Annotated in this window: 13 protein-coding genes; 2 read left to right on the plus strand and 11 right to left on the minus strand. The window is 74.6% G+C overall.

Annotated elements, in window-relative coordinates:
• Window positions 1-39 precede the first annotated feature (39 nt).
• The 7 genes from KOV94_RS05175 to KOV94_RS05205 form a co-directional block, all read right to left on the minus strand.
• Entirely contained in the window at window positions 40-1,176 is a 1,137-nt protein-coding gene (locus tag KOV94_RS05175) for a DNA polymerase III subunit delta' (RefSeq protein WP_124342355.1), read from the minus strand.
• Window positions 1,173-1,898: a dTMP kinase gene (gene tmk, locus KOV94_RS05180; RefSeq protein WP_124342354.1), complete on the minus strand. Its 726-nt coding sequence runs from the start codon at window positions 1,896-1,898 to the stop codon at window positions 1,173-1,175. Before tmk ends, KOV94_RS05175 begins: the two co-directional genes overlap by 4 nt.
• Before the next feature lie 35 nt (window positions 1,899-1,933).
• On the minus strand, window positions 1,934-2,938 hold the full coding sequence (locus KOV94_RS05185; protein WP_124342353.1) for a Gfo/Idh/MocA family protein: 1,005 nt from the start codon (window positions 2,936-2,938) through the stop codon (window positions 1,934-1,936).
• Between the two features lie 63 nt (window positions 2,939-3,001).
• On the minus strand, window positions 3,002-5,752 hold the full coding sequence (topA, locus tag KOV94_RS05190; protein WP_218051387.1) for a type I DNA topoisomerase: 2,751 nt from the start codon (window positions 5,750-5,752) through the stop codon (window positions 3,002-3,004).
• A gap of 79 nt (window positions 5,753-5,831) precedes the next feature.
• The gene (locus tag KOV94_RS21170) at window positions 5,832-6,782 is read right to left on the minus strand and encodes a phosphatase PAP2 family protein (protein ID WP_308160376.1); all 951 of its coding nucleotides are present in this window, start codon (window positions 6,780-6,782) and stop codon (window positions 5,832-5,834) included.
• Between the two features lie 87 nt (window positions 6,783-6,869).
• Entirely contained in the window at window positions 6,870-7,235 is a 366-nt protein-coding gene (locus KOV94_RS05200) for a hypothetical protein (RefSeq protein WP_218051389.1), read from the minus strand.
• Window positions 7,236-7,384: 149 nt separating this feature from the next.
• Window positions 7,385-8,050 carry a dihydrofolate reductase family protein gene (locus KOV94_RS05205; protein ID WP_218051390.1) on the minus strand — a complete coding sequence of 222 codons (666 nt, stop codon included), beginning with the start codon at window positions 8,048-8,050 and terminating at the stop codon, window positions 7,385-7,387.
• Window positions 8,051-8,203: 153 nt separating this feature from the next.
• Here KOV94_RS05205 and KOV94_RS05210 point away from each other — a divergent pair, with 153 nt between their 5' ends.
• A complete protein-coding gene (locus KOV94_RS05210) occupies window positions 8,204-8,569 on the plus strand; it encodes a YciI family protein (protein ID WP_162353930.1) in 366 nt (121 codons plus the stop codon).
• The gene (locus KOV94_RS05215) at window positions 8,497-9,888 is read left to right on the plus strand and encodes an RNA polymerase sigma factor (protein ID WP_504739648.1); all 1,392 of its coding nucleotides are present in this window, start codon (window positions 8,497-8,499) and stop codon (window positions 9,886-9,888) included. Before KOV94_RS05210 ends, KOV94_RS05215 begins: the two co-directional genes overlap by 73 nt.
• A 60-nt stretch (window positions 9,889-9,948) precedes the next feature.
• Here KOV94_RS05215 and KOV94_RS05220 read toward each other — a convergent pair whose 3' ends face one another.
• The 4 genes from KOV94_RS05220 to KOV94_RS05235 form a co-directional block, all read right to left on the minus strand.
• A complete protein-coding gene (locus KOV94_RS05220; protein WP_124342347.1) occupies window positions 9,949-10,716 on the minus strand; it encodes a hypothetical protein in 768 nt (255 codons plus the stop codon).
• Between the two features lie 110 nt (window positions 10,717-10,826).
• On the minus strand, window positions 10,827-11,078 hold the full coding sequence (locus tag KOV94_RS05225; RefSeq protein ID WP_200829670.1) for a FitA-like ribbon-helix-helix domain-containing protein: 252 nt from the start codon (window positions 11,076-11,078) through the stop codon (window positions 10,827-10,829).
• A 314-nt stretch (window positions 11,079-11,392) separates the two neighbouring features.
• A complete protein-coding gene (locus tag KOV94_RS05230; RefSeq protein WP_218051391.1) occupies window positions 11,393-12,481 on the minus strand; it encodes an ABC transporter ATP-binding protein in 1,089 nt (362 codons plus the stop codon).
• On the minus strand, window positions 12,478-13,473 hold the full coding sequence (locus tag KOV94_RS05235) for an ABC transporter permease (protein ID WP_124343169.1): 996 nt from the start codon (window positions 13,471-13,473) through the stop codon (window positions 12,478-12,480). Before KOV94_RS05235 ends, KOV94_RS05230 begins: the two co-directional genes overlap by 4 nt.

Consider the following 13,473-nt stretch of genomic DNA (forward strand, 5'->3'; position numbering starts at 1 on the left):
CCTCCCTCGCTCGGCGCCCGCGACGACGAGCCGAACCGGTCAGCCCTGCGGTCGCAGCGCGATCGCCATCGCCTCGACCGCGAGCAGCGGCGCGACGTTGCCCGCGATGCGCGTGCGTGCCTGCCCGACGGCGTCCATGCGCCGCAGCGTCTGCTCGGGCGTGCTCTGCGCGGCGAGCGTGCGGACGCCCTCCGCGTGCTCGACGTTGACGAGCTCGACGCCCGCGCCGAGCTGCACGACCAGCACGTCGCGGTACAGCGACAGCAGGTCGACCATCGCGCGGTCCAGCACGTCGCGCTGCGCGCGCGTGGCCCGCCGCTTCTGCTCCTCCTCGAGCTGCCGGACCTGCGAGCGCAGCGCGGGCGGGAGCGTCGTCGCACCCTCCGCGCCCAGCGACCGCAGCAGCTCGGCCTTCTCGGCGGCGTCGCGGTGCTCGGTCGCGGCCTTGGCGTCGGCCTGCGCGGTCTCGACGAGGTCACCGGCCGCGAGCACCGCGTCGCCGACCCCGCGGATCCGTGCGGCGACCGCGAGCACCGCCGAACGCCGCGCGCGCGCCTCCGGGTCCCGGGCGAGGCGGCGGGCGATCCCGACGTGGCTCTGCGCGGCGCGCGCGGCGACGCCCGCGACCTCGGGGTCGATGCCGTCGCGGGACACGAGCAACGCGGCGACCGCGTCGACCGGCGGCACGCGGAGCGCGACCGACCGGCTGCGCGAGCGGATCGTCACGAGCACGTCCTGCGGGCTCGGCGCGCACAGCACCCAGACCGTGCGGGGCGCGGGCTCCTCGATGGCCTTGAGCAACGCGTTGCCGCTCGTGTCGTTGAGGCGGTCGGCGTCCTCGACGACGATGACGCGCCAGCGGCCCTGCGACGGCGAGCGCTGCGCGAGCTCGACCAGCGGGCGGACCGTGTCGGCCCGGATGACGACGCCCTCGGTCGCGACGTACGTGACGTCGGGGTGCGTGCCGCCGAGCGTCGTCGTGCAGTCGTGGCAGCGGCCGCAGCCGCCGTCGACGCACTGCAGCGCCGCCGCGAACGCGCGCGCCGCGTTCGAGCGCCCGGACCCGGGCGGGCCCGTCAGCAGCCACGCGTGCGTCATGGCCGACGGGTCGTGGACCGCCGTGCGCAGCACCTCGACGGCGGGCTCCTGCCCGACGACGTCGTCCCAGACGCTCACGACGACACCGCGCTCTCGTCGGCGACGGCGTCGCGCGCCGTCGCACCGGCAGCCGTGGCGAGGTCGTCGCCCGCCGGTGCACCGTCGACGTCCGCAGACGCGCCCGCCGCGAGCAGCGCCTCGACGCGCTCGCCGATCACCGCGGCGAGCTCCTCGGCCTGGCGTGTCGCGTCGAGCACGAGCCACCGGTCGGGGTCGGCCGTCGCGCGGTCGAGGAACGCGAGCCGGGTGCGGCGGTGGAAGTCGTCGCCCTCGCTCTCGAGCCGGTCGGGGGCGCTCGTCAGACGAGCACGGCCCACGTCGGGGTCGAGGTCGAGCAGCACGGTCAGCGCGGGCAGCAGGCCGCGCGTCGCCCACAGCGACAGGTTCTCGACCTCGTCGGCGCCGAGGTCGCGGCCCGTGCCCTGGTAGGCGACGGACGAGTCGAGGTAGCGGTCCGTGACGACGACCGCGCCGCGCTCCAGGGCGGGGCGCACGAGCGACGCGACGTGGTGCGCGCGGTCCGTCGCGTACAGCAGCGCCTCGGTGCGCGCGTCGACGTGCTCGCCGTGCAGGACCGCGTCGCGGAGCGTCTGGCCGAGCGCCGTGCCGCCGGGCTCGCGGGTCAGCACGACCTCGCGGCCCAGCGCCCGCAGCCGCTCGGCGAGCAGCCGGGCCTGCGTCGACTTGCCGGCACCGTCGCCGCCCTCGAACGACACGAACAGGCCCGCAGCAGGAGTCACGACGGTCAGGGTAGTCGCGGCCGCCCACGGCCCCGTCACTCGCCGGGGTAGGTGACCCCGACCTGCCGCCGGACCTCGTCCATCGTCGACATGACGGCGAGCGTGTCGTCCCACGTCAGGCGCGGGCTCTCGACCTCGCCGGCCGCGACGCGTCGCGCGACCTCGGCGGCCTCGAACTGCAGGCCCTTGCTGCCGGGCTGGTCGAAGGACCACACGCGCCCGTCGTCGCGCTGCACCCGGAACGACGTCGGCGTGTAGAAGCTGCCCGCGACCTGGATGTGGCCCTCGGTGCCGCTGATGAGCGCGACCGTGGGCGTGCGCGACCACAGCGTGGTCGAGAGCGTCGCCTGCGCGCGGTCGCCGTACGACAGGACGATCGAGACCTGCCCGTCGACGCCCGTCTCGGTCAGCGCGCCGACCGCGTGCACGGCGTCGGGGACGCCGAGGAAGTCGTGCGCGAACGACACCGGGTAGACGCCGAGGTCCAGCAGCGCACCGCCCGCGAGCTCGGGCGCGAACAGCCGGCTCGCCGGGTCGAACGCGAACGCCTGCCCGTGGTCCGCGGACAGGTTGACGATCTCCCCGATCTCGCCCGCGTCGATGACCTGGTGCAGCGCGGCGACGTGCGGCAGGAACCGGGTCCACATCGCCTCCATGACGAAGACGCCGGCCTCACGCGCGGCCGCGAAGACCTCCTGCGCCTCGCCGACGTTGCGCGTGAACGACTTCTCGACGAGCACGTGCTTGCCGGCGCGGATCGCGAGGAGCGCGTGCTCGCGGTGCTCAGAGTGCGGGGTCGCGACGTAGATCGCGTCGACCTGCGGGTCCTCGACGAGCTGCCGGTAGCCGACGTGCGTCGTCGGGATGCCGTGCGCCGTGGCGAATCGCTCGGCGCGGTCGCGGTTGCGGGAGCCGACGGCGACGAGCTGCGCCCGCGTGTGCTCCCGGACGGCGTCGGCGAACGCAGCGGCGATGCCACCGGCGCCGAGGATGCCCCAGCGGATCGGAGGTGCGGTACGGGGGTCCTCGGTGCGAGCCATGGCCGACAACCTAGCGCGACGAGGTGGACGGGTCCTGGTCGGGAGCCGCCCACCCTCGCGCGGCTACTTCTTGGTCGCGGCCTTCGTGCGGGTCGTCGTGCGGCGGGCCGGCGTCTTCTTCTTCGCCGGGCCCTGCGCGCGCTTCTCGGCGAGCAGCTCGACGGCCTGCTCGGGCGTGATCGACTCGGGCGTGACGTCGCGCGGGAGCGTGCGGTTCGTCTCGCCGTCCGTGACGTACGCGCCGAACCGGCCGTCCTTGACGACGATCGGCTTGCCCGACGTCGGGTCGTCGCCGAGCTCGCGCAGCGGCGGCGCGGCGGTCGCGCCACGCCCGCGCTTGGGCTGCGCGTAGATCGCGAGCGCCTCCTCGAGCGTCGTCGTGAAGAGCGCCTCCTCCGACGCGAGCGTCCGCGAGTCCGTGCCCTTCTTGAGGTACGGGCCGTACCGGCCGTTCTGCGCGGTGATCTCGGTGCCCGACTCGGGGTCGACACCCACGACGCGCGGCAGCGACAGCAGCTTCAGCGCGTCGTCGAGCGTGACCGACTGCAGCGACATCGACTTGAACAGCGACGCGGTGCGCGGCTTCGGCGCGGCCGCCAGGGCCTTCTTGCGTGCCGCGGCGGACAGCGACGGGTCGAGCTCGGGCTCGGGCAGGAGCTCGGTCACGTAGGGGCCGTAGCGGCCGTTCTTCGCGACGATCGTGGTCCCCGTCGACGGGTCCTCGCCGAGCACCAGGTCGCCCTCGGGCTGCGTCTCCATGAGCTCGCGCGCCTTCTCGACGGTGAGCTCGTCGGGCGCCAGGTCGTCGGGGACCGACGCGCGGCGCGGGTTGCCGTCCTCGCCGAGCTCGTTCGCGTCCTCGAGGTACGGGCCGTACCGCCCGACGCGCAGCGTCAGGCCGTCGCCGATCTCGATCGAGTTGACCTCGCGCGCGTCGATCTCGCCGAGGTTCGCGACGAGGTCCCGCAGGCCCTCGCCCTCGCCGGGCAGCGCCGGGTCGCCGAAGTAGAACTGCGCGAGCCAGTCGCTGCGCTCCTTCTCCCCGGACGCGATGAGGTCGAGGTCCTCCTCCATCGACGCGGTGAAGTCGTAGTCGACGAGTCGGTCGAAGTTCTCCTCGAGCAGGCGCGTCACGGCGAACGCGAGCCACGACGGCACGAGCGCCTGCCCGCGCGACGTCACGTAGCCGCGGTCGAGGATCACGGAGATCGTCGCCGCGTACGTCGACGGGCGCCCGATCCCCCGCTCCTCCAGCGCCTTGACCAGCGACGCCTCGGTGTAGCGCGGCGGCGGGGACGTGCGGTGCCCGTCGGCGGTGAGGTCGCGCCCCGTCAGCGGGTCGCCCTCGGCCATCGTCGGCAGGCGGGACTCGCCCTTCTCACCCGAGGCGCCCTCGGCGGCGTCGTCCTCGTACCGCGAGACGTCGCGCCCCTCCTCGTACGCGGCGAGGAAGCCGCGGAACGTGATGACGGTGCCCGACGCGGAGAACACGGTCTCGACCGGCGCGTCGCCGACCGACGTGCCCGCGGTCGGGGTCGCGGTCGCCGCGATCCGGACCGACGCCGTCTGCCCGCGCGCGTCGGCCATCTGGGACGCGACGGTCCGCTTCCAGATGAGCTCGTACAGCCGGAACTGGTCGCCGGTGATCTCGCGCGCGACCTGGGCCGGGGTGCGGAAGTGGTCGCCCGCGGGGCGGATCGCCTCGTGCGCCTCCTGCGCGCCCTTCGCCTTCGACGTGTACACGCGCGCCGCGTCCGGGATGTACTCGGGCCCGTACAGCTCGGAGGCCTGGCGGCGGGCCGCGTCGATCGCCTGCGACGACAGCGCGGGCGAGTCCGTCCGCATGTAGGTGATGTAGCCGTTCTCGTACAGCGTCTGCGCGGTGCGCATCGTCTGCCGGGACGACATGCGGAGCTTGCGGGACGCCTCCTGCTGGAGGGTCGACGTCGTGAAGGGCGCCGCCGGGCGCCGGGTGTACGGCTTCGTCTCGAGGCTCGCGACGGACCAGGCGGCCTCGTCCAGACCGGCGACGAGCGCGTGGGCCGCGGCCTCGTCGAGGTGCACGACGTCCCCGCCGCGCAGGCGCCCGCGGTCGTCGAAGTCACGGCCGGACGCGACACGACGGCCGCCGACACCCGTCAGGCGCGCGGAGAACTCCGGCTGGGTCGCGTCGGAGACGGCGAAGGTGCCCGTCACGTCCCAGTAGTCGGCGGCGACGAACGCCATGCGCTCCCGCTCGCGCTCGACCACGAGCCGCGTCGCGACGGACTGCACGCGGCCCGCGGACAGGCCCTGACGGACCTTGCGCCACAGCACCGGGCTGACCTCGTAGCCGTAGAGGCGGTCGAGGATGCGGCGGGTCTCCTGCGCGTCGACGAGCCGGTCGTCGAGGTCACGCGTGCTCTGCAGCGCGCGCTGGATCGCCTCGCGGGTGATCTCGTGGAAGACCATCCGCTTCACGGGGACCTTGGGCTTGAGCTCCTGCAGCAGGTGCCACGCGATGGCCTCGCCCTCGCGGTCCTCGTCGGTCGCGAGGTAGAGCTCGTCGGAGTCCTTCAGCAGCTTCTTGAGCTCGCTGACCTTCTTCCGCTTGTCCGGGTCGACCACGTAGTACGGCACGAAGCCGTTGTCGACGTCGACCGCGAACTTGCCGAACGGGCCCTTCTTCATGTCGGCGGGCAGCTCCGACGGCTGCGGGAGGTCGCGGATGTGCCCGACGCTCGCCTCGACGTCGTACCCCTCGCCGAGGTACCCGGCGATCGTGCGCGCCTTCGCCGGCGACTCCACGATCACGAGCTTGCGCCCTGCAGACATTCCGTCAGGCCTTCCTACCGAGTCCGCGAGCCGCTCCGGCCCGCGTGCACCTCACCGCTGGGGACTCTACGTCGTGCCGTCAACTCTCCGGCACACGGGAGGCCGCAGCCTCTCGCAGCACGAGCAGCAGCGCGAACGCCACGCACGCGGCGGCGAGCGCCCCCGTCGCACCGCCGGCGTAGGCCAGGACCTCGTCGGCGCGCGAGGGTACCGCGTCGACGTCGCGCCACGTGTGCGACAACGACCAGACGGCCACGACGCCCGCGACCGCACCACCCACGAGCAGGCTGCTCACGACCACGCGCAGCGACCCGCGCCCCGCGGCAGCCCCGCCGCCGACCTGGCGCAGCGCGCCCGTCGACGTCACGGCCCGGGCCGGGGTCAGCGCCACCATCGCGCACGCGACGGCACCCCACGCGAGCACGACGAGCACCCCGGCGACGACGTCCGACGGGCGGTGCCACTGCCCGATGAGCGTCGAGACGCCCGTGACCGTCGTGTACCCGGCGCCCGCGACCGCCGCCCACGGCCGCACGCGCGGCGGGACGACGAGCAGCAGCGCGACCGACACCGACGCGGCCGCGGTCGTGTGCCCGCTCGGCAGCGTGTTGCCGTAGCTCTCCGCGACCCCGAGGTCCGGACGGTAGAAGACGGAGAACTTGAGCAGGCGGGTCGTGACGTTCGCGCCGATCATCAGGACCGCGACCTGCACGGCCAGCTCCCAGCGGCGGCGGATCACCGCGATCGCCATGGCCCCGAGGATGACCGCCGCGATGAAGCCGACCGACACGACGTCGAGCACCCGTTCCGCCAGCCGCCACAGCTGCGTCTGGCCGTACTCGGCGCCCCGCAGGGCCGCGAGCTCGACGACCTGGCCCGACGTGGTCGTCACGAAGACCTTCCACAGCGCCCAGACCCCGACGACGCTCGCCACCGCGACCGCGAGGCACAGCACGACGACACCGGCACGGCCCTGGCGCGGGCGCGACGGGACCACCGGCGTGGGTCGGGTCACGGGGGCGCTGCTCACCACCACACGGTAGGTCACGCCGCGACGCCTCGTTCCGCCGCCGGACGTCCCGGCGACGCTCGTCACACGACCTGCACACGACGCGCGTCAGCCCACCGGGACCGGCTCCCCCGCGGCCACCACCACCACGTGCCGGCACCCGCCCAGGCGACGCCGCGCCTCGTCGTCCGCGTTGACGCACAGCAGGCACCCGCCCCGCCGCTCGAGCTCCGCCGCCGCGACGTCGATCGCCTCTGCGGCCCGGCCGCTGCGCAGCGACGCCGCCTGGAGGTCCAGCACGACGAGCGACGCGGACGCCGACAGCGCGTCGAGCAGCGCCCGCAGGCGTGCGACCTCCTCGCGGCCGAACGACCCCGCGGGTCGCACGTTCGCGGTCAGCCAGGTCGTCTCCCACGTCGTCGGCCCGGTGGTCCGGCTGGTGGTCGGGTCGGTCGTCTCGTCGGTGCTGGTCATCGTGCCCTCCGGTGCCGCGGGGACTGCGTCGAGGACCATCCGACCGCCGCCGGCTGTGACGCCCCTGGGTGCCGGCCCCCGGCCCGCTGAGAGCGTCCGCGCGTCGTCCAGGGGTGCGTCGCCGCAGCAGCCGGGTGCCGCGACGGCCGTCAGACGGCTCGCTCGACGTGGACGTGCAGGACCGTCGACGACTGCCGCACCGACGCGACGCGGTAGGCCGCCGGCAGGTCGTCGAGGCTCTCGAACAGCCGCTCGCCGCGGCCCAGGAGCACCGGCACCACGGCGTACCGCAGGTCGTCGACGAGGTGCGCGGCGAGGTACTGCCGGACCGTCGCCGCTCCCCCGCCGAGCCGCACGTCGAGCCCGCCCGCCGCCTCGCGCGCCCGGTCCAGGGCCGCGTGGATCCCGTCCGTCACGAAGTGGAACGTCGTGCCGCCCGCCATCTCGAGCGGCGGTCGCGGGTGGTGCGTGAGGACGAACACGTCGCAGTGGTACGGCGGGTCCTCGCCCCACCAGCCCTGCCACGACCCGTCGCCCCAGTCGCCGCGGATCGGCCCGAACATGTTGCGCCCCAGGATCCACGCGCCGATCCCCTCGAAGCCCGCGTCGACCGCCTCGTCGTCGAGCGCGTCGGCGGGCGGGCGGCCCTCGGCCTCGTCGAGGTCCTGGAACCGTCGCGTGCCGAACATCCAGCCGTGCAGGAGGTGCATCGCCCCGACGCCGAGCGGCTCGTCGAGGGACTGGTCGGGGCCTGCGACGAAGCCGTCGAGGCTCATCGACATCGTGTGCACGCGCAGCCTGCCGGTCCGGGTCATGGCGTCCTCCTGGTCGTGTCGGGATGCTGTCGTCGGGTGGTCGGAGCGGGCGTGCCGATCTCGACACGACCACGATGTCGAGAAGCGTCGGTCGGCTCCGACCAGAGCACGGACCACCCGCCCGGGGCGGTCGACCGACGGAAGGACAGACCCATGAAGTACATGCTGCTCATCTGGAACCGGCCCGGCTTCACGGACGAGCTCACCGAGCAGGAGCGGACGGCGCTCTTCGCCGAGGTCGGCGAGATCATGGACGAGCTCACCGAGCGCGGCGAGCTCGTCGGCGGCGAGGCGCTCGCCGATCCGTCCGCCGCGCGCACCACGCGGTTCGTCGACGGCCGCACGACGCTCACCGACGGGCCGTTCGTCGAGAGCAAGGAGCAGTTCGCGGGCTACGTCGCGATCGACGTCGAGACGCACGAGCGCGCCGAGGAGATCGCCGCACGCTGGCCCGACACCCGGTTCGGCGGGGCCATCGAGCTGCGGGCCGTCATGGTCGGGTCGGGCGAGGAGATGTGACGGTGCCTCCTGCACCGGCGTCCGGGGCGGCCGGATCTGCGTCGTCGAGCTCGTCCGGCGCGCCGCGCTCGACGGCCTCGTCGGCCTCGTCGGCCTCGGTCGAGGACGTGCTGCGCGCGGCGGGTCCGCAGGTGCTCGCCGCTCTCGTCCGGCGGCACGGGCAGTTCGACGCGTGCGAGGACGCCGTGCAGGAGGCCCTGCTCGCCGCCGCCACGCAGTGGCCCGTCGAGGGGGTGCCCGCCGACCCGCGGGCGTGGCTCACGACGGTCGCCCGACGGCGGCTCACCGACGCGTGGCGGTCCGACTCCGCACGCCGGGTCCGGGAGGCGACGGCCGCCCGGGACCCGGCCGTGCGGCGCGCGGCTCCCGGCGCCGACGAGGAGCCGCCGTCGCACGACGACACGCTCACGCTGCTGTTCCTGTGCTGCCATCCGGCGCTCACGTCCGCGTCGCAGGTCGCGTTGACGCTGCGCGCCGTCGGCGGGCTCACGACGGCCGAGGTCGCCGCCACGCACCTCGTCCCCGAGGCGACCATGGCGCAGCGGATCAGCCGCGCCAAGCGGACCGTGCGCGGGGAGCCGTTCACGCTGCCGTCGGCGGCCGAGCGGCCCGCGCGCGTGGCGGCCGTCCGCGAGGTGCTCTACCTCGTCTTCACCGAGGGGTACACCGCGTCGGGCGGGTCGGACCTCGTGCGCGTCGACCTCACCACCGAGGCGATCCGCCTGACGCGGCTGCTGCACGCGCTGCTGCCCGACGACGGCGAGACCACGGGTCTGCTCGCGCTCATGCTGCTCACCGACGCGCACCGCGCCGCCCGGACCGGTCCGGACGGGATGCTCGTGCCGCTCGCGGAGCAGGACCGCGGCCGCTGGGACCGTCGGCAGGTCGACGAGGGCGTCGCCCTCGTGTCCGCCGCGCTCGCCGTGCATCCCGCCGGCCCGTACCTGCTGCAGGCCGCGATCGCCGCCGTGCACGCCGAGGCCCCGACCGCCGCCGACACCGACTGGCCGCAGGTCGCCGCGCTCTACCGCCTGCTCGACCACGTCGCGCCCGGCCCGATGGTCACGCTCAACCGGGCCGTCGCGGTCGCGATGGTGTCCGGGCCACGAGCAGGGCTCGACCTGCTCCGCCCGCTCGACGACGACCCGCGCACCGCCGGCCACCACCGCCTCTGGGCGGTCCGCGCGCACCTGCTGGAGCAGGCCGGCGACCTGGCCGGGGCGCTCGACGCCTACCACCGCGCCGCCCGCCTCACGACGAGCCTTCCGGAACGCCGCTACCTCGACGCCCGCGCGGCCCGACTCGACCCGTCCAGGTGACCGGCGCCGTCGGCCTCGGGCGCCGCCGCGCGAACCCCGGTGCACCGGAGCCGAGCGCCGTCAGGCCTGTGCGCCTCCCTGGGACACGTCCGCCGCGGGCGCGTCCCAGGGCAGCATCACGTCCTCGCCGTGGCACGCGCAGTCGTCGTCCTCGTCCAGGTACTCGGAGACCGCGACGCCCGCGTCGTGCCACTCGACGGTGAACGCCACGGGCGGCGTGAACGGGTCCGGTCCCGACCCCGGCTGCTCCACCGGCACGACGACGAAGTCGCACAGGCACCGCCGGCACTCCAGCCGCCACTCGAGCAGGTCGGGCCGGAAGACGACCGGGTCCTCGGCGTCGACCGGCTCGTCGGCCGCCCGGCGGTGCAGGACCTCACCGGCCACCCGGAGGAGCGCGAGCCGCGCACCCGGCTGGCGCGCCTGGTCGCAGATGCGCGCGACCAGCCGGCGGGCGGCGGTGCGCAGCTCCTCCTGGTCGTCGGGGCCGAGCGGCAGGTCGTCGACGAGGAAGGGGTAGGCGTCGTCCTCGTCGACGTCCCGCGGCACGTGCAGCAGGTCGAGCTCGCGGGCGACGTCGAGCACGGCGAGCGGCGCGCTCCCGCGGGCGACGTCGCCCAGCAGCTCGAGGCGGGCCGGCCCGTTGACCACGAGCCCCACGACGGCGTCCTCGACGCTCTCCATGAGGCGGGCGACGCGCTCCGCGACGGCGCGGTCCGCCACCTGCGCCACGACGGACGACTCGGGCACGACCTCCCACCAGATCCGCGGCTGGTCGACCATCACGACCCGGTACGTGCCCCCTTCGGGGAGGATCGCGCTCGGCATCGCCCCTCCTCCCGCGACCTCGTCGCCTCCCGTGCCCGCCCGTGGGCTGCGCCGAACCGGCCGGGACCCGGGGGGAAGGCTACGGCGGCTCCGCCCGACCGGGCCCGGGATTACGGGTCGGTCCACCCGTCAGGGTGGACCGACCCGGCCGACCGCGCGGCCTCAGGGAGGTCGACGCCGCCGACGGCCTCGCGCAGGGCAGCGCTGTCGTCGAGCCACGACAGCACCGGATCCACGCTCGTCACGGCGTCCGAGAGGATGGCCCGGACTTCCGCCTCGAGGGAGCGGTCGTGCTGCACCGCGCGTCGACGCAGGCCGTCCATGACCTCATCGGGCAGGTTCCTCACCACGATCTGCGCCACCACGGAGCCCCTCTCGTCGACGTCACCGATGATCTCGGCCGGAGGGCGCGTCGGCGATACCGACGTGGATGTCGTCCGGAGCCGATCAACGGCAGCCATGTCGGTGTCGAGTCCACCGCGACGGGCGACGGTCCCGGGGCGAACCGCGGCGCGACGCGGAGCACCGCTCCGTCCCGGGGTGTCGCGACCGGAGGGACGCGACCGCCCACAGTGCTCCCGGGACGGAGCGGTGGATCGGGGGCGACCGGCGCGAGGGCGGGCGGTCGCGGGTCGGGGCCGCCGGCGTCGGGCGGGCGGGTTCGGGCGGGCGGGGCTCAGCGCAGGGCGAGCTCCGGGGGGACGGGGACGGGGGTGAAGCCCGCGGCCTCGACGCGGGCCGGGTCGTGGCGCAGGCAGGCGACGGTCCGGCGGGGGTCGTCGCCGGGGACGTCGGGGGCGACGAGCTCGGGCTGGACGTGCGCGCACGCGTCGAAGACGAACGGGCAGCGGGCGCGGAACGGGCACCCGGAGGGCAGCCGGGCGAGGTCCGGCGGGGAGCCGGGGATGCCGCCGAGCTCGCGACGAGGACCGCGCAGGGGCGGGAAGGAGTGCAGCAGCCCGTTCGAGTAGGGGTGGCGGGGGCGGCGGTAGACGTCCTGCGCGGTGGCGTCCTCGACGATCTCGCCGGCGTACATGATCGCGATGCGGTCGGCGATCTCGATCAGGAGCGAGACGTCGTGCGTGATGAAGATGACCGAGAACCCGAGGCGGTCGCGGAGCTCGGCGATCTGCTCGACGATCTGCCGCTGCATGACGACGTCGAGGGCCGTGGTGGGCTCGTCCATGATGAGGACCTGCGGGTCCAGGGCGAGCGCCATCGCGATCATCACGCGCTGCCGCATGCCGCCGGACAGCTGGTGCGGGTAGGCGCGGAGCCGGTCGGGCGAGATGCCGACCATGTCGAGCAGGTCGGCGGCGCGCTCGAGCGCCTCCTTCTGCGACACCGACGGCCGGTGCGCGCGGATCGCGTCGGCGATCTGCCGCCCGACCCGGAACACGGGGTTGAGCGAGTTCATCGCGCCCTGGAAGACGATCGCCAGGTCCTGCCAGCGGGACGCACGGAGCTCCGCGTCGGACATCGCGAGGATGTCGGCGGAGCCGCCGTCGCGGCCGTGGAACAGCACCTGGCCACCGGTGATGAGGCCCGGCGGGGGCAGCAGGCGGGTCGCGGCGTACGCGAGGGTCGACTTGCCGCAGCCGGACTCCCCGGCCAGGCCGAGGACCTCGCCCCGGTTCAGGGTGAGCGACGCCTGGCGCAGCACGTGCACCGGGTTCTCGTCGTAGCCGTAGTCGACGGACAGGTTGCGGATCTCGAGCACCGGGTCGGCGGTGCGCCGACCCGGGGCGACGGGGACGGCGCTCACGACCGGTCCTCCTTGGCCTCGTGCACGACCGGCGTGAAGCCGATGCGCGGGCGGATGCCGCGCTTGCGCAGCGTGCGGGCGTGCAGGCCCGTCGAGCGCAGACGCGGGTTGACGAACTCGTCGATGCCGAAGTTGATGAGCGTGAGGGCCATGCCGAGCAGGGCGATGCACAGGCCCGCGGGGACGAACCACCACCACGCGCCGCGCTGGAGCGCGAGGTTGCCCTGCGCCCAGAACAGGATGGTCCCCCAGTTCCACTCGGACACCGACGTGACGCCGATGAACGCGAGCGTGATCTGCGACAGGACCGCGAACGTCACGGTGCCGACGAACCCGGCGGCGATGATCGCGGTGAGGTTCGGCAGGATCTCCGCGAGCACGATGCGCCAGGTCCGCTCGCCGTTGGCGCGTGCGGCCTCGACGAAGTCGCGCTTGCGCAGGGACAGCGTCTGGGCGCGCAGGACGCGCGCGCCCCACGCCCAGCCGGTGACCGCGATGACGGCGGCGACCGTGAGCCCGCCCGCCGACGGGAGCTGGCCCGCGATGAGGATGATGAGCGGGAGCTGCGGGATCACCAGGAAGATGTTCGACAGCGCGGACAGGGTCTCGTCGCCCGCTCCCCCGACGAACCCCGCGGTGACGCCGATGAGGACGCCGATCACGGTCGCCAGCACGCCCGCGACGAGCCCGACCACCAGCACGCCCCGGGTGCCGACGAGCACCTGCGACAGGATGTCCTGGCCCAGGTGCGTCGTGCCGAACCAGTGCGCACCCGACGGCGGCTGCAGGATGTCGGGGCTCACGGCGCTCGGGTCGTAGGGCGCGATCCAGTCGCCGATGACGGCGAGCACCGCGAAGAACCCGAGGATCGCCAGGCCGGTGAGGGCCTTGCCGTTGCGCAGGAACAGCAGCTTGCGCTTGCCGGCGACGGGTGCGGTCGCGTCGGTCGCGACGTCCTCGGTGTCGGTGAGGACGGATGTCTCGACGGCCAT

Origin of the sequence: Cellulomonas algicola (assembly GCF_019024305.1) — a bacterium.
In the GTDB taxonomy this organism is placed as follows: Bacteria; Actinomycetota; Actinomycetes; order Actinomycetales; family Cellulomonadaceae; genus Cellulomonas; species Cellulomonas algicola.

What these genes read in the sequence shown, in the direction of transcription:
- KOV94_RS05185 (WP_124342353.1), bottom strand. Translation starts at nt 2,938, where the DNA reads ATGGCTCGCACCGAGGACCCCCGTACCGCACCTCCGATCCGCTGGGGC.
- KOV94_RS05220 (WP_124342347.1), bottom strand. Translation starts at nt 10,716, where the DNA reads ATGCCGAGCGCGATCCTCCCCGAAGGGGGCACGTACCGGGTCGTGATG.
- topA (WP_218051387.1), bottom strand. Translation starts at nt 5,752, where the DNA reads ATGTCTGCAGGGCGCAAGCTCGTGATCGTGGAGTCGCCGGCGAAGGCG.
- KOV94_RS05235 (WP_124343169.1), bottom strand. Translation starts at nt 13,473, where the DNA reads ATGGCCGTCGAGACATCCGTCCTCACCGACACCGAGGACGTCGCGACC.
- KOV94_RS05210 (WP_162353930.1), top strand. Translation starts at nt 8,204, where the DNA reads ATGAAGTACATGCTGCTCATCTGGAACCGGCCCGGCTTCACGGACGAG.
- KOV94_RS05205 (WP_218051390.1), bottom strand. Translation starts at nt 8,050, where the DNA reads ATGACCCGGACCGGCAGGCTGCGCGTGCACACGATGTCGATGAGCCTC.
- KOV94_RS05200 (WP_218051389.1), bottom strand. Translation starts at nt 7,235, where the DNA reads ATGACCAGCACCGACGAGACGACCGACCCGACCACCAGCCGGACCACC.